Annotated in this window: 18 protein-coding genes; 4 read left to right on the top strand and 14 right to left on the bottom strand. The window is 37.2% G+C overall.

What is annotated here, in order from left to right; translation table 11 throughout:
- The first annotated feature begins 77 nt into the window (after positions 1-77).
- On the top strand, positions 78-461 hold the full coding sequence (locus GJU41_RS22285) for a VOC family protein (protein WP_154319634.1): 384 nt from the start codon (positions 78-80) through the stop codon (positions 459-461).
- A 174-nt stretch (positions 462-635) separates the two neighbouring features.
- Here GJU41_RS22285 and GJU41_RS22280 read toward each other — a convergent pair whose 3' ends face one another.
- The 5 genes from GJU41_RS22280 to GJU41_RS22260 form a co-directional block, all read right to left on the bottom strand.
- On the bottom strand, positions 636-1,100 hold the full coding sequence (locus tag GJU41_RS22280; protein WP_154319633.1) for a GNAT family N-acetyltransferase: 465 nt from the start codon (positions 1,098-1,100) through the stop codon (positions 636-638).
- 472 nt (positions 1,101-1,572) lie between these two features.
- A complete protein-coding gene (locus GJU41_RS22275; protein ID WP_154319632.1) occupies positions 1,573-1,878 on the bottom strand; it encodes an antibiotic biosynthesis monooxygenase family protein in 306 nt (101 codons plus the stop codon).
- A gap of 69 nt (positions 1,879-1,947) precedes the next feature.
- Positions 1,948-2,502, bottom strand: a complete 555-nt coding sequence (locus GJU41_RS22270; RefSeq protein WP_154319631.1) for a hypothetical protein — start codon at positions 2,500-2,502, stop codon at positions 1,948-1,950.
- 260 nt (positions 2,503-2,762) lie between these two features.
- Positions 2,763-3,140: a VOC family protein gene (locus GJU41_RS22265; protein ID WP_154319630.1), complete on the bottom strand. Its 378-nt coding sequence runs from the start codon at positions 3,138-3,140 to the stop codon at positions 2,763-2,765.
- 128 nt (positions 3,141-3,268) lie between these two features.
- On the bottom strand, positions 3,269-4,048 hold the full coding sequence (locus tag GJU41_RS22260; protein ID WP_154319629.1) for an alpha/beta fold hydrolase: 780 nt from the start codon (positions 4,046-4,048) through the stop codon (positions 3,269-3,271).
- A gap of 161 nt (positions 4,049-4,209) precedes the next feature.
- Here GJU41_RS22260 and GJU41_RS22255 point away from each other — a divergent pair, with 161 nt between their 5' ends.
- On the top strand, positions 4,210-5,784 hold the full coding sequence (locus tag GJU41_RS22255) for an alkaline phosphatase family protein (protein WP_154319628.1): 1,575 nt from the start codon (positions 4,210-4,212) through the stop codon (positions 5,782-5,784).
- A 104-nt stretch (positions 5,785-5,888) separates the two neighbouring features.
- Here the strand turns inward: GJU41_RS22255 and GJU41_RS22250 are convergent, their stop codons facing one another.
- The 4 genes from GJU41_RS22250 to GJU41_RS22235 form a co-directional block, all read right to left on the bottom strand.
- On the bottom strand, positions 5,889-7,034 hold the full coding sequence (locus GJU41_RS22250) for a Ger(x)C family spore germination protein (protein WP_154319627.1): 1,146 nt from the start codon (positions 7,032-7,034) through the stop codon (positions 5,889-5,891).
- Positions 7,021-8,121: a spore germination protein gene (locus GJU41_RS22245; protein WP_070875563.1), complete on the bottom strand. Its 1,101-nt coding sequence runs from the start codon at positions 8,119-8,121 to the stop codon at positions 7,021-7,023. Before GJU41_RS22245 ends, GJU41_RS22250 begins: the two co-directional genes overlap by 14 nt.
- Positions 8,122-8,165: 44 nt before the next feature.
- Complete coding sequence (locus GJU41_RS22240) at positions 8,166-9,728, bottom strand: spore germination protein (RefSeq protein WP_154319626.1); 1,563 nt, start codon at positions 9,726-9,728, stop codon at positions 8,166-8,168.
- 496 nt (positions 9,729-10,224) lie between these two features.
- Positions 10,225-10,920: a polysaccharide deacetylase family protein gene (locus tag GJU41_RS22235; RefSeq protein WP_154319652.1), complete on the bottom strand. Its 696-nt coding sequence runs from the start codon at positions 10,918-10,920 to the stop codon at positions 10,225-10,227.
- A gap of 294 nt (positions 10,921-11,214) precedes the next feature.
- Between GJU41_RS22235 and GJU41_RS22230 the strand changes: the two genes are divergently transcribed.
- Entirely contained in the window at positions 11,215-11,394 is a 180-nt protein-coding gene (locus GJU41_RS22230; protein ID WP_070875561.1) for a small acid-soluble spore protein H, read from the top strand.
- 150 nt (positions 11,395-11,544) lie between these two features.
- Here GJU41_RS22230 and GJU41_RS22225 read toward each other — a convergent pair whose 3' ends face one another.
- The 5 genes from GJU41_RS22225 to GJU41_RS22205 form a co-directional block, all read right to left on the bottom strand.
- Positions 11,545-12,267, bottom strand: a complete 723-nt coding sequence (locus GJU41_RS22225) for an STAS domain-containing protein (protein WP_224771455.1) — start codon at positions 12,265-12,267, stop codon at positions 11,545-11,547.
- A 635-nt stretch (positions 12,268-12,902) separates the two neighbouring features.
- Positions 12,903-13,580, bottom strand: a complete 678-nt coding sequence (locus GJU41_RS22220; protein ID WP_070875560.1) for an amino acid ABC transporter permease — start codon at positions 13,578-13,580, stop codon at positions 12,903-12,905.
- A gap of 29 nt (positions 13,581-13,609) precedes the next feature.
- On the bottom strand, positions 13,610-14,455 hold the full coding sequence (locus GJU41_RS22215) for a transporter substrate-binding domain-containing protein (protein WP_070875559.1): 846 nt from the start codon (positions 14,453-14,455) through the stop codon (positions 13,610-13,612).
- A 107-nt stretch (positions 14,456-14,562) separates the two neighbouring features.
- A complete protein-coding gene (locus tag GJU41_RS22210; RefSeq protein WP_070875558.1) occupies positions 14,563-14,808 on the bottom strand; it encodes a DUF2164 domain-containing protein in 246 nt (81 codons plus the stop codon).
- A gap of 108 nt (positions 14,809-14,916) precedes the next feature.
- A complete protein-coding gene (locus GJU41_RS22205) occupies positions 14,917-15,258 on the bottom strand; it encodes an avidin-fold protein (RefSeq protein WP_154319625.1) in 342 nt (113 codons plus the stop codon).
- A gap of 148 nt (positions 15,259-15,406) precedes the next feature.
- Between GJU41_RS22205 and GJU41_RS22200 the strand changes: the two genes are divergently transcribed.
- Positions 15,407-16,369, top strand: coding sequence for a DMT family transporter (locus GJU41_RS22200; protein ID WP_070875557.1), 963 nt, complete (start codon positions 15,407-15,409; stop codon positions 16,367-16,369).
- Positions 16,370-16,467 lie beyond the last annotated feature (98 nt).

Raw genomic sequence — 16,467 nt, 5'->3', positions numbered from 1 at the left:
TCTTACAATTTATTAAAGAGGATTTCCTTTTGTCCATGATGAAGTAATGATACAGAAAAATGAAAGGCGGTTATAAAATGCGTTCTGCCGTTTCTCCCATTAAAAGAATGGTCAATAATGTCTTTATTCATGTAAAAGATCTCAAAAAATCTGCACAATGGTACAGTGAGCTGCTTGGATTACAGTTTGATTCTGCCAATGTGGAATCACCTGTTTACAACATTCCTGTTACAAGTGACACCGGGCTGTCATTGGATGATCATGCCTTTGATCCAGCATTTCAGTTTGCCCCGTCCAAACAGGTTCTCTTCAATCTCTATGTGGAGAATATCGATGAAGCGTATGCCTTTCTTAAGGAACGCAACGTTAATATCGTGACAGATATTGAACGGATTGGGGAATTTGCCTATTTTAATTTTGAAGATTTAGATGGTAATGTGCTGATGATCTGCAATTGCTGAGGAAGATGGCTGCCTGTTCGGGCAGCCTGTATGGAAAAAGATAAAAAATTGGTTCGTCTAATTGCTGTTTGATCAGGCAGGATTTATCCGCGCTCACTTGTAACTTATGCTCCATCTTTCAATATCCTCCTAATTGCAGAAAGCGACAAAGAACTGAATTCCTAATTCATTTATTTATACTTTCAAACTCAAAATCAATTGTTCTCCTTTTCTCCCATTCTTTCTTCTTCCCGTATCTGTAAATCCGGCCTTTTGATAAAGCTTTTGAGCCGGAATATTTCTTTTATTGACGGCCAGTACAACTTCATTGCATGCCGGAAAGGATTGATTTACGAACACTTTTAATTCATTCAATCCCTGTACAGCATATCCTTTTCCCTGATGAACATGATTAATTGAAAATGCCGTCAGCAGCATGGCTACAGGGTTTTCAGTATATTCTTGCACTCTATCACTAGAATGGAGGACAAAAAAACCAACTGGTTCGTTTTCACTTAGAATGACAACAGGATGTCTTTCTTCAGTCACCTCGAGCATCTCACTCGGCTGTGCTGTAAATTGGAGCTGTTCTGCAGGCAAATGAAATTCATTTACTAAATTAAAATATTCAGGTTTATACAGCTGCAATTCGGTCATCATTGTCGAGAACCCTCCATTTACTATTTGCGCATAAATAAACCAGGGTATTCAGTAACAAGGCCATTGTTTCCCATATGACTTTCTGTATTTCCACTCTCCTGTCCACCTTCAAAGTTTGACTTTCATTCCTTCCAATAATATCAAATTATGGACAGAGGTTGGATTTTTTCAAAAAAAAGAACCACTTCTACTTTTAACAGATTGATAGGTATCAGGATATTCATTAAAGCAATAAAACGCGTTCGATTCATTTCCTGCAACTAGGAGCAAAATGTAAAATCCAATCACTTCGTCATCTTTCAGCTATTCTCCGTCTACTTGAGCTTATAATGTTTAAATGCTTCCCCTATATGTCTAAAATATGCAATCTTAAGCGGTATGGAGGTTGAATATATGTATCACTATCCATAAAAAGTGGATAAATAAAAGAGCTGTATTAACAGCTCCATAATTTAATAGAATATGAAATTAGTTATTTTCTTGATGGCAGGTCTGAGCTTTCAAAATGCTCAACTGTTGGAAACGGATCATAAAAATGGTGAAGCAGCTCTTTCCATTCTTGATACTCAGGTGATTGTCTAAATCCATTTGTATGATCTTCTAAGCTATCCCATTTAACCAGAAGCAAATACTTCCCTTTAACCTCTAAACACCGCTGTAAGTCATGAGAAATATAGCCTTTCATAGATGAAATGATTGGTGAAGCCCTGCGAAAAGCATCTTCATATTCTTTCTCCATCCCCTGTTTGACCTGGAGCAATACAGCTTCTAGTATCATAATCTTCTCCTCTTTTTGCATATGTATTTTTTCAATTACGCCTTTTATTCATTTATGACACAGCCAATGTTAGATATTATTTCTCCATACAGCCATATATTTCTTTCGATATTTGTTCTCTTCTTCCATTTCAATTAATTCCAATGCTTTCTTTTTTATTTCTTCCTCATTTAAATGATCATATAAGTTTTTTAAATCCTGAATAATATCAAAGCGAATCAAAGTATTATTTTTTTCATTGGAACAGGTTTGAAAACGATCAGCCAGGTGCTCCAAAACAAGCCTTTTTTGCTGAGATCCAGCAAGCCCGATTTTCCAAATGGACTGCAAGCTGTGCCTTGCGGTAACAAATTTAGGATCCTTTGTCACTTCCCAGACAGCAGAAAAATCTTTCAGCATCCGCTTATCAGGATCACTGATTGCAAGACTTGATAGGAATTGAGCAGAACGTGATCTTTGGTGATTGTCTTTTGATTTCAGCCCTTTAAGCAGTTCATCCCACACTTCATAAGCCCAGTCCACTTTTTCGTCTGCTGCCGAGAGAATGTTTTGATAAGCTTCGTATTGAACGTCCTTGTCTTTTGAATCCAATTGCTCAAAGTAAGTCTGGATTACCTTGTCCATATGCACCATCTCCTATAAAAAATCATCTATTAAAGCATAGCACATTTATATGTATCTTAAGCTGGCTTTAAAATGGCCAGTCCCATCCGCTAATGTATTCATCAAATAAAATCAGATTCACTTGAAAATTATCCGCAGTGATGTTCTCTTTCAGCTCATCTAAAGAAGAAGTGCCTTATTATCCAAATACCTATCTAAGAAACGGTAAAATGAATTTTTCATTATAAATCTAATGAAATGAATGATGTATCCCTGACAGCTTATTGGCAAGCACCTAAAGGATTGCCGTCCGGATCAAAAAAAGTGAAAAATCTTGTCTGTCCTTCTCCATCCATAGGATTTACTGCCACACCCCTCTCAATTAATTTCCTATGGATTTCTTCAATATTTGATGGAATAAAATTAAAGTATTTACCAACACCAAAGTGATTTTCCGGAAAGATCATAGGCTGATGATTCGGTGTCAGCACTAAACATATAACAGCCTGTGACTCATCGGCAATCTTCATTACTGCAGCTTCTTTCTCAATATATAAGGGTTTAAAACCCAGCTTATCCTCATACCATTGTACGGATCGCTTAACATCACTGACAGGGATAAATACTCCTTCTATGCCCTTTAATAATGGCTGTGTCATGATTTCCTCTCCTTCTATATCACTATTCTTTGTATTTCTTCTTTTTTTCCCTGTAATAATCCTTGTATTTACAAAAAAAAGATCAAAAAGACGCCCCTTCCTAGAAGAGACGTCTTCCTAAGCTAAGATTATTTTTCTGCTTCTGCTCTATTTAGCACAAATCCTGTAACAATTTCATTAAATATGTTCCACTTTCTCGTTGGAAGCTGATGGTTTTGATTCGCAAATAGAAAAAACTCTGCATGCTTGCATTTATTTCTGTAAAGCTTTAAATAATGATTGGACCAGTCCCCTGCTTCTCCGTACATAAATAGCATAGGCATCTTGATGAGATGAAGTTTGTCGAGACAGCTGTATTGCAAAGACTGAATATAAAACTGCCTCCAAACTTTTATATCTGCTTTTTTCATATGATTACTGAGCAGTTTTCTCAGCTTTTTATCTTTTGTATGGCTCCTGGAAATAATATTAATTAACAAATTCAAATGATTTTCTGCCATAAATATTCCTGCATGATGCAATAATTGTCCTGATGCATCTTCAACACTTGGATAGGCCCCTGATAAAATAAGCAATTCAATTCTTTCAGGGTGATCGATGGCAAGATGCTGTGCAATCAGACACCCGGCAGAGTATCCGCATAAAACGGCTTTTTCCAAATTTAATGCATTCATCAAATTTAGAATCTCACTGGCGTAATACGGAATCGAAATCTCTTGTGAAGCAGTCTTACTTTCTCCGTGGCCGCTTAAGTCGGGAAAAATAACTCTCATATGCTTTGACAAAGCATGCTGATAAAAAAACACTTTACTTCCCATTCCTGGAGGATGGATAAAAATAATCGGCACGCCTTGACCAATATCCTCATAATGGAATGAAATACAGCTGTTTATTTTAATTGAGGGCATAATTGTGTCTCACTCCAAAAGAACTTTTAAGCGTTTACTATTCTTCTTACCTTCCCCTTATAAAAACAACTTTATTCCGTTTAGGGAATTTCGTTTTTCAACATGAATGAAGAGATTTTGTAAATAATAAGGAAAACTTGAAATTTGAAGGTGGAGTCTGAATGAAGAATCGTACACTAGTTATAGCAGCTCTTTTAATAATCCTTTTTACCGGCTGTTCAACGAATAATGCACTAACCTCACCCAAAATAATTCAGACAAAAGCCGCCTCTTCGCCCAAAGTGATTCTTTTAGTTGTGGATTCATTAATGGATAAGCCATTAAAAAAAGCCATTAAGGAACATAAGGCACCTGCCCTCGAATTTTTTCTCACAAATGGCCAGTACAGCAAAGAGCTCGTAAGCTCGTATCCAACCATGTCCGTTACAATCGACAGCACCTTACTTACAGGCACAAACCCAGATAAGCATAAAATACCCGGTCTTGTTTGGTATAAAGAAGATGAAAAGCGGGTAATCAGCTACGGGAATGGGTTCTTAGAAACCTTAAAGTATGGTGTAACGGATGTTGCAGACAACAGCCTCTATCAATTTAATAACAAGCACCTAAGTAAAGATGTGAAAACCATTCATGAAGAGCTGGATGATAGAGGTAAACAAACTGCCTCTATTAATGCATTGATTTACAGGGGAAATGATCTGCATACCCTGATGGTTCCCAAAATTTTAGCAAAAACGACTTCCCTTCCTGACAAATACAAAACAAATGGACCAAAGATATTAACTTTAGGAGATTTTATTAATCAGGATCCGAAAAATAAACATGTGATCAATCGATTAGGGCTAAATGATGCTTTTGCTGCTCAAGAATTGACCTATCTTCTAAAAAACAACCTGCTTCCTGAATTTACAATTTTGTACTTGCCAGAGAATGATCATGCCGTTCATCGAAAAGGAACTGAAACAATTGATGGGATAGAAAAGCTGGATAAACACCTTCAAGAAATATTAAATACATATCCGAAGTGGGATGATGCACTAGAAAATACAATATGGATAATTATGGGAGACGGTAATCAATCAGATGTAATAAAGGACAAAAAGAAGGCTTTGATTGATTTAAGAGATGCCCTATCAGAATACAAACAGGTAAAGCTTGGTGATTCTGCTCAAAAAAACAATGAAATTGCTATTACGGCAAATGAACGAATGGCATATATTTATAAAATAAATAAGGGTATTTCTATAAAAAAAATAGCCAATAAATTGCAGACAGATCCTCGAATTGCCTGGATTGCCTGGAAAGAAGACGATATGGTGAACGTAATTTCAGAAAGCCGCAAAGGAATTCTCCAATTTAAACCAGGAGGTCCTTATAAAGATCGTTATCATCGAAGTTGGGCCATAAAAGGGAACATGGATATTTTAGATGTGAAAGCTGATAGCCGCAAACAGCTTAGCTATGGGAATTACCCTGATGGTCTAACAAGATTATATGGCGCCATTCATTCACAAAAAGGAGATTTTCTCATCGCCGATGCTGAACCCGGCTATGAATTTATAGGAGAAAGTTCTCCGGAACATAGTGGAGGAGGTGCCCACGGTTCTATGCATAAAGTCGATGCATATGCTCCTCTAATCGTTACTGGAACGGAGCATCCAATTGGCCAGTTACGGATTGTAGATATGAAAAGGTGGATTTTAGATATCTTAGATGAAGGAAACATGCATGATTAATACGTTGAAAAAAGCAGCCAGGTCTCAAAGAGAATTTGGCTGCTTTTTTTCAACCTAGGTAGTTGGTTTTTTAATGCAGACTGGATTTATTTTTCACTTACTTTTTAATCTGAACCTATCATTCCATAATCCTTAATCACGACTTTAACACTGTAATGAATCGGAGTTGTGCTGAATTTCTCATCCCAGTCATCTTTCATTCGTGCCCATACCTTTGGATATTTAATTCTTAATCGATTACCAAAGCCCCCTACATCAACCTCATACTCTTCTTGCATTTTCTTAATTGTGTTACCGACCAAGCCCTTGATTTCCTTTTCAATTTCTTTTTCCAGCTGCTTTACATCTTTATTTTGAAATAACCTATACGATTTTTTCCAATTTTCAGCTATTCTTCCTTCTGTTTCAATTTTTACTTTAAATAAAATCTGATTACCCTTTACAATAGGTTCAATTTTACTTTCCATAGACTCAACTTGATATTGTACGGGTTCTTTAGTTTGGGCTTTTACTGACCCGCCTTTACTTTCTCCCGTTAACCAATTAAACCCTTCTAACTCTTCTTTATTAAAGTAACCAATTAATTTATTCGTTTTCCCATGAATGACAGCTGCACCATCAAAATTCACATCCCCCTCTGCGGAGACAATTCGTTGAATGAGAAAGCTTGAATCAGCCTCCATTTTTGACAATATATTAATTAATGAGGTTGGTTTCAGGACTTTTGTCGTTAGCTGCTGATTGGCTATTTCTAAGATGCGAAAAGCTGGAATAATATTAGGTTCTTGCAGGTCAAGGGTTTCATCCGCTCTCCCATTTGCGATAAAGATTAATGTATTGCCCCGGATATCGATATCCCGGTAATAAAGATCAATTAATTGCCTGATACTGTTATATCTAGCTAAATCCTCACTAATAATGACTACTTTTTCATGGGCTCCAAATATTATGCCTTCCCTTGTCAGCGTGGTATCCCAGCCTATCGGTTCAAGGGAATCCCCTGTCGCACTGACATTAATATAAGGTTTTTGTGACCCCCCGCCAGTGTTTTGGCCTTTATTGTTGGATTGTGGAAGGATAAGCTGGAGAGTCGATTTTATCTTTCCATCTTCCCCTGAATCTAATGATGCCCCTGCAACAAAATTCAAGTCTTCAATTGTGTTATAACTCCAGCAGCCCGCAAGGAGAAAAAGAATAAGAGTTTGCACCAAGGATAAGTAAAACATTTTTATTACTCTATGTTTTTTCATGTTTTTTTCCTTTCACAATTGATCCGAACAGCAGCAAGATTGGAACCGCGCTAAAAAAATAAAGGGCAAAGTTACCAAGCAATGAACCCATTTGAAACATTTCATTGCTATTCTTAGGTATCATAGAAAAGATAAAAATAAATGGTGCCAAACCAAAAATAACCGTTTTCATTTTTTTATTAAGAAGCTGCGACAGGCCTATTGCAGCTGCAAAATAACTGACCGTAAAGGTTGCAAACAGCTGCATGATCCATATGACAAGCAGAAGAGAGTCAAATCGTTCAACAAAAAGACCGGGATATTCAAAACTTCGTATAAATGTCAAAACAGGCCATGTCTGGGTTACTACTCCATCTGTTGATAAAGAACCCACCACCATTACAAATGTAATGACATAAAAGAGCAAAGGAAAGATAATTCCAATTAAAGTGGCTTTAACAGCGTGTTCCGGCTTTTTCATAAACATTAAAAGAATCATGATTACTTCAAACCCAATAAATGAAAGTGATGTTGTAGCGAGTCCTTTCATACTTGGCATCATTCCCATACCAAGTACAGGTCTTAAATTATCAATCTCAAATATTTTAAACCCCAAAAACATAACAAGAATAAAAAAAAGGACCGTGACAGGAAATATTAATTCAAACATTCGGGCAATAGGATTAATTCCTCCGACAATCAGATATATACCGATCCATATAAACGGCATAATAATGGCCCAAATGGGTGTTCCCTGAAGTAAAAATAGTCGTGTCGTTTCCGCCATTGCCCTTATTTCAAAGCTAGAAAGCGTAAGATAATAGAGAATAATGCATAAGCCAAGGACCGATCCTATCCACTTTCCTGCTATATCTTGGCTGAATTGATAAATACTTTTTCCTGGATGCCTTTGAGCCAGTTTAACTATAATGATAGCCATGATCATGACAATAATACCGCCCAAAATAATCGTGATCCATCCATCAGGGGTTTTCACTTTCTCGGTAACCGTTCTAGGCAAGGTCAGGATGCCAATGCCCAGAATAAAATTAGTTATCATCACGACCGCTTGAGGTGTAGTAATTTGATCAATTGGCCTTTGACTCATGAAAACTCTCCTTTCAGAACGAACTCAAAAATGCACCGCTATTTTTATTTTTTTCTTAATGAATTTTGAGTCTGCATTAGCTTCGGCCGGCGTTTCATAAGTGAGAATGGTGCGCGTATCATAAAATCTTTCCAATCACTTAGCTGATATGGTACTGCAGGACTTAAATATGGAACCCCAAAACTTTTCAGCTTCACAAGATGACTGCAAAGCAGCAAGAAAAACAACACTACGCCATAAAGTCCATAAATAGCTGCAAAAAACATAGCTATAAAACGAAGCATTCTTAACGCTATTCCAGTACTATAGTGAGGCAATGCAAAAGAAGAAATGGCCGTTACTGCCACAACAATTACCATAATCGGACTGACAATACCTGCTTGTACAGCTGCCTCACCAATTATTAATCCGCCTACTATGCCAATGGATTGACCTACTGGTTTTGGCAGACGAAGTCCTGCTTCACGTAAAATTTCAATTGAAACTTCCATAATCAAGGCTTCTATTAGCGGAGGGAACGGAACCCCGTCTCTGCTTGCAGCCATTGAAATCGCAAGTTTGGTAGGAATAAGCCCTTGATGAAATGAAATAAAAGCAATGTATAAAGAAGGGGCAAATAAAGAAATAAACGCTGAAAAATAACGCAATATCCTAATTAAGGTCCCTGGTATCCAGCGTTCATAATAATCCTCTGGAGACTGCAATAACATATTAAATGTTACCGGCACAATTAATGCAAAAGGTGTTCCATCAAGCAGGATGGCTACCCGGCCTTCTAGCAATGCGCTCATGACACGGTCGGGACGCTCTGTATTTTGAACTTGCGGGAAAGGAATCAAATAATTATCTTCAATTAGCTGCTCAACATAACCTGATTCTGGAAGGTCATCTATATTAATCTTTTTTATCCTTCTTATGACTTCTTTTAATAGTTCAGGATCAACAATGTCGTCGATATATGTAATGACTAAGTCTTTTTTAAATCTGTCTCCTACTTTAAAGTTAACAATCGAAAGGTTTTTCGTTTTAGCAAGTCTGCGCAATATGGCAGTGTTATCAGTTAGATTTTCTATGAATCCGACTCTTGGACCTCTGACTAAAGCTTCAGAAAGGGGTTCTTCAATATTTCTTGTTTTCTCTTTTGAAGCTCCTAATAGAACACCTTCCTGCGATCCTTCAATTAGTAATCCAATGGACCCGGACATCACTCCGGAAATTAGTTCAGCTACTGATTGTACTTCATAAACATGGCTAAGGGGCAGGGAATTTTTCATAATAAACTCTTTTACAGATTGTTTTGATACTGCCTCCTCTGCATGACTGTGCAAAAGTTCAAACGACATCAAGCCGTCTAAAATTTTATCGTTTATAAGTTCTGTATCTGCAAAACCATTCACAAAAACAATACAGGCTCTGATGTTTGTTTTTCCAATCTTAAATTCACGAAAATGAATATCTGAGTTATGGCCTATTTCTTTGCGGATTCGATCTAAGTCCTCTGCAATATTCCCAGTAAAGGGATCCTCTGATAGAGAATCAGCTTCTTTAGCCCACTCATTCATTGAACCTTGTCGTTGTATCTGTTTTTTTGAGATCCACCTTTTCATGCTTCTCACACTTTCTCTAATGAATGAATCCAGTCAAAAAACTTCATAATGCCAAAAGGCACCAAAAAACAAATCATTCCTTGCACAAATACAATTAAATCAGGTAAGAAAGCTAAAATTTTGTTAAGGATTTAGATTCCCTCCATTTATTGCTTTTACGTCCCGGAATATATCTTTTTTTATTCTTTCCAGTACTGGAAATATTAAACGAATAATCGTTATCAATATAGAAGTTGAAAAGGCCTTAAATAGTTAATTGCAGCAACAAAAAATTCTTCCCTTTTATTTTTTATTTTATCTTTATCTATTAATCCACAAACTAAAAAGGCATGTTCGAAATCCTACACAAATGTGTATAAAGAAATCTCGAAATAGCCTTAAAATGAATAAATTATACTACTTAAATCCTTCTCAAATAAGGAAATCATATAAATATCTTTCAACCTTTAAATAGTTAAAAAATCCTTCACAATGGCTGTAATGAACTATTCCAGAGTCATTTCTGTAATTCATTCACCGTTACAAATTTATAGCCTTCTTGTGTTAAAGATTTTATGATTTTTTCCACTACTTTTAGTTCTTTCCCCGTTTTATCATACATTGGATGAAGCAATATGATAGACCCGGGTTCTGCATGATCCACAACATAGCCAGCCTTCTCAGAAACTGAAGTATAGTATGTGTCTGGTTCAAGACTCCATGTAATCGTCTCCATTTTCTTCACCTTTAAATAATATGGCAGCCCAACTAGTTTCTTTCCATTAGGAGGCCGGAAATCAATTTCTCCCTCATAACCTGTTTTGCGGATTAGTTTGTTCGTTTTTTCAATTTCCTGCTTGATAAAGGACTGCGTCTTAAAAACCATGCGATTATGAGAATACGTATGGTTTCCAATCTGATGACCAGCTTCTGCTATTTTTTGGCCCTCTTTCGGATGCTTTTCAAGCTCTTTCCCGATTAAGAAAAAAGTAGCTTTCACGTTATACTTTTTCAATAAGGATAATATATCCTCAACATTTTCATTGGGACCGTCATCAAATGTCAATGCTATTTCTTTGTGATTAGTTTCCACACTGTCAGTTAACCCTCCAAACAATTGGAAGGTTCTTGAATTCACTAATTTATATGAACAGAATAATAGAAAAATAATTGAAATGATTCCTATAATTGTTTTTACTGCTTTATTATTCATCATAAATCTTCACTCCCGAACGGTTTATTAGATTTTTTTTATTTAATGCCAATTAGTCCTTATTAAGAGAATTATCACTTGAATGAAATGATGAAATTTTTCTTTTTTGTAAAACTAATCTTTATTTTCAACATCAATATATATTTATCACTTCATAAAATCAGATAAAAGTTTGTAATAAGCGATTCAATCAACTTTATTTTCAACACATGGAAACATTTTAAATCAAACAGTATATCTAAATAATTTGCAACAAATATTATAACTGCTTCAAATTTAAAGGAGGTGGTTGAGATGAACGCACAACGGGCACAGGAAATAGCTTCTTCACCAATTATGACTAATGTTAGCTATAATGGTGAAAGCATCTACATTGAGCACGTGGATGAACAAAATGAAAAAGCTACAATCCATTCCCTTGATGAACCAAATAATAAACAAAGTGTATCTGTATCCAGCTTAAAAGAACATTAATTTGCAGGATTTCTCGATCCATTAATAACAGCACACTATTCTAAATTGTTTTTGTTCGAATCGTCTGTACATTTTCTAATAAAAATAAAAAGGCCCCTAAACGATTGGAGGGGTCTCTTTTTTGCTAAAATAAAGATTTACGAATATGTATTATTTTGCAACTAATGAATATCCAATATAATCAAGGGCCATTTTAATATTCGTCACAAATTTCGTGCTGCTGTTTTCATGATTAATATGATTGAACTGACTCATAGCAAAGGCTGGCGTGACGCCCGTGATGATTGCATCAACTCCCATAAGCTGAAGAGCCTGAATCATATTGATGAGTGCATTTGGAAAAACATCATCTTGAACAACCAGCTTTGACAAATCAACGATAAAATATCGAATGTCCTGTTCAGCAGCAGTTTGAAGAACGTCTCCCATGATTTGTTCTGAACGGTTTTCGTCAACAATGCCCTGCAGAGACAGAATAGAAACCCCGCTTGTAATCGGAATAATCGGTACACTTAAAAAACCCATATAATACTTTGTTTTATCAAGGTCAATAATGTGAGACAAAAGGTCTGCCATGGACTTTAAATAGTTTATATCGTCTTCCGTAAACTGTTTTTCTTCTCTGTCCATTACACAGAGAGTCCCGAACACATTCCCTTCCAGATCTTTTAAAGTCACACCTAAGAAACCTTTCACATTTAACTGGCTTGTCACTTCTAATTCTCTTGTGATTAGATCCTTAGTTAAATCTGCAGTATGCATCATGCCTTCGTCTTTCATGATGATCAGACGGCAATACGTTCCGCCGTATTCAACACTGTATCCTTCAGGAATTATTTCTTCTTCTCTATTATAGGAGCTGAGAACCGTCATGGCCGTTTCCCCTCTTCTAGTTACGTATGCAGTGCTCACATTTAGCCGGTCGCTTATTAAGGAAAAAGTTTTAAGGAAACTGACCTCAAAGAATGAAAGGCAGGAATCTTATTTGTATACTCATTATTCACATTATTCCTCCTAAAAATAGAAAGCCATATATTAAAATATCATACTCTAATAATATCATTTGTGACGCTGTGATGTACGGAATTTCCATTCTTTCTGTCATAAAATTCAATATTTTATCTCCTGTCAGCTAATCTGCGTTGCATGGTACCTGTATGAAATTCAACTATTTTTTAAAATAGAAGCATAGACAAGTAAAAAAGAAGAGACTGGGACGTAACGATTATCTCCTGAATGAAAGCCGAACATAGAATAGTGCGAAAACCATTAAAAGAAAGGGCTATTTTCGCATATATTGTTGTTTTTCATGATAATTAATGTCCGTTCCTTCCGCTGCAATCCACTTAAGGTTTCTACAATAAGTACTGCAGCAACAATATTTATGAAAAGAGCCAAAGAAAAAAATCCAAACTAAAATGAAATTCAAGTGGAATTTCACATAATAGTTCGGATTTTTCTTTGGCTGAAAACCTTTTGTCCCAGCCTCTTCAAAAATATCATTACATTTATAAAAGATATTCATACCTTTTCTCTAGGTAATTTTGGACAACGGTCAAAAGAGAACATATTCCCCAATAAATGAGGGCTACGAGAATATACATTGTCATGTAATCAAGCTCCCTGCCGCCGACAATTTTAGCCTGCTGAAAAAGTTCAGGCACCGTGATCATGGCAGCGAGCGAGGATGCTTTCGTCAGATCAAGGAGCACGTTAGAGAGCGGAGGCAGCGCAATTCTGAATGCCTGCGGCAAAATAATCCCTCTCATCGTCTGCCAGTAGGAAAGTCCAAGCGATTTGGACGCCTCCCACTGTCCCCGGTCGACAGATGCCAATGCGGAACGGTTAATTTCTGCCATGTAAGCTGCACTGTTTAGACTGAAGCCAATTAAAGCAGCTGTGATGGCTGTAAACTCGATGCCGATGATCGGAAACCCGAAATACAGAATGAAAAGAATAACAAGAATCGGAACACCCCGCATAAACGAAATATAAATTCTTGCAGGCCACCTGAGGAAAGAGTATCCAGAAGTTCGGCCGAGTGCAAGAAAAAAACCGAGCACTAAGCCGATTGCCATGCTGACTAAGGAAATGAGCAGCGTGTTCCAGATCCCCTGGATCACATATGGAAAAGAATCCACAGCAAGTTCATAATTAAAGACGTATTCCCACTGAATATCTCCCATCGCACTCACCTTCTTTAGTTACCAGTTACTCAGGAATCAACATCCGGTTTTTTAGATACATCCGCTCCATCAAAGAATTTCTTTGAAATCTCGGAAATCGTTCCATCCTCAAGCATTTCTTTAATTGTTGCATCAATATTCTTTTTCAGCTCGGTATTCCCTTTTTTCATAATGATGCCCTGAGTGTTTGGGTTGAACTTAATATCAGGATGAATCGTAATGTTCAGGTCAGGAAACGCTGCAACCGCAAGGCGCTGAAGGTAGTAGTCATTTAAAATAACATCTGTTCTTCCAGTTGAAACATCTCTTAAGTACTGATCATTTGTAGCATTGTCATAAATGACTTCTTCTGCTCCGTACTTACGTGCAACCGCCATGTATGTAGTCGTTGCTTCTCCGGCTGCTTTCTTCCCTTTTAAATCTTCCAATGATTGGATGCCTGACAGATCATCTTTCCGGACCATCGCTGTTCCGTATGAGAATTTATAGGGATCTGCAAAATCGAATTTTTCTTTTCGTTCATCATTAATCATAATATCGTTTGCGGCGATATCCACTTTTCCGCTTTGAATAGACGTCAGCATGCCGTCAAATGCCATCTCTGAAAATTCCACTTCCAGATCCATGCGTTTCGCCATTTCACGGACGACCTCTACCTCATATCCAGTCAGGTCATTTGTTTCTGAATCGTGGTAAGACGTCGGATAAAGAGTGCCAGAAGTCGCAACCGTCAGCTTGCCTTCTTCTTTGATTGTATCCCATGCCGTTTTTTCTTCTTTTTTCTCAGAAGAACTGCTGCATCCGGCCATAACTAATGCAAATGCCATCATCATCAGCATGGCACTCAGCTTGTTTGAAGTAAATAATTTTGTCATACGAATCCACCTTTTTTCTATAATCCTATAAAAGATAGCATTACAGCAGGGAATTCGCAATTTTTTTGTTCAAAAAAGCTTACAGCAGCTGTAAGCTTAAGTATAAATTATCTTTTGATCGATCTTTCAAGAGCATAAAGATCTTCTTCCATCGTCTGCATTCTTTGTTCAACTAAACTTTTTGCATCTTTGATCGCCTGATTATAAAAGTGCGGTCCGATGGATTCTTTAATAAACTCTAATAGATTTTCAGCAGCAAGCTCGCCAATTTCATCGCCATTTTCCCGGTAATAATAGCGCTGAATATCTTCAATCATCATCATTTTTTCTTCTTTTGTAAATTTAATAAACATTTTCATCAGCCTTTCTTGTTCAATTCTTTAATGATCATAACAAGAAAAAAATCAGAAAGGCAGACTGGTATTTTGAAAAATTGTGTGTACAAAGAGAGACGGCACCTGCTAAACGATTTCCTCTATAATAGACTCTCCCTCTGTCTGATCCTGGTCAAACCATTGCCATTTTTCATGCAGTCTGATTCTGCCGTCAGGCAATACCTCTGGCTTCGAAAAGCAATGCCCTCCCCTGATTTCATTGTTTACATTGACATGATTATACTTAAATTCTAATGTTCCATCATCTTTTACAAGTCCAATTAAAGTTCCTTTAACGATTTCTCCGCCGCCATAGGCTGCTGTAAGTAAATGTCCATCTTGCTTATACGTGAAAACAGTTTTTGAGGAGACCTCCCCATTTGCAGTATTTTCTACTGAGACAAAGCGGCGGTTATGGTAATTTATCATACGGATTCTCCTTTGTAAAAATTTATGTCATCTTACCATATCGAAAAAATGTTTCCAATTGTTTATTTTCATTTTTCAAAAATTACGTATAATAAACAGTACCGCATGTATAACATATTGCACGTCTGCTGCATAAGGAGAGGTTTTTATGAGAGAAATCGTGATTGGAATTATAGCATCCATGTTTTTTGCTGTGACTTTTATTTTAAACCGGTCAATGGAACTTTCTGGAGGAAGCTGGCTATGGAGCTCGTCTCTCAGATTCTTTTTTATGGTCCCCTTTTTACTGGTGATCGTCATTTACCGCAAAAACATCAAACAGCTGCTTGCAGAAATGCGTACCCATCCGCTTCAATGGCTTATTTGGAGCTTTTCAGGATTCGTCTTGTTTTACGGGCCAATTACATACGCTGCTGCCTATGGTCCAGGATGGCTTGTCGCCGGTACATGGCAGCTGACGATTGTTGCCGGAATCCTGCTGACTCCCTTATTCTATGAAAATAGTCATTCTATTAAAACGAGAAGACGGATTCCAGTGCAGGCTCTCTGCTTTTCAATGATTATTTTAGCAGGTGTTGTCCTGATTCAAGTAAAAAATGGGACAGATATCAGTGTTAATCAGCTGCTTGCAGGGGTCCTTCCAGTCGTTATTGCAGCTTTTGCCTATCCTTTAGGAAACCGAAAAATGATGGAAGTGTGCGGAGGCAGACTCGATACCTTCCAGCGGGTGCTTGGGATGACGTTTGCAAGTCTTCCCTTCTGGCTTATTCTTGCAGCCTATGGATTAATAAAAGTTGGTCCTCCATCTGCTGAACAAATCACACAGTCGTTTATCGTCGCTGTTTCCTCGGGTGTGATTGCCACTACACTATTTTTCATCGCGACAGATCGAGTAAGAAATGATGAAGGAAAATTAGCTTCAGTTGAAGCCACCCAATCCACTCAAGTGCTGTTTGTTCTTTTTGGTGAAGTGCTTCTTCTCTCGGCTCCGCTTCCGGATGGAATAACACTGATTGGTATTTTCCTAATTATGCTTGGCATGCTGCTGCACAGCTTTTTCTCTGCTCAGAGCCGTGTGAAAGTATTGGGCAAATCGAAGACTGCACCTTAACTGGCAACGGGTTCGGCTGAAAGGTGCAAACCGATTAATGACATGGAAAATAACCTATCAATTAGCATAGGAATTAACTGGACTTTGCTGGTCCACAA

The sequence above is a fragment of the Metabacillus idriensis genome (assembly GCF_009674765.1).
Taxonomy (GTDB): domain Bacteria; phylum Bacillota; class Bacilli; order Bacillales; family Bacillaceae; genus Bacillus_P; species Bacillus_P idriensis.
This window is presented reverse-complemented; position numbering and strand designations above follow the sequence as displayed.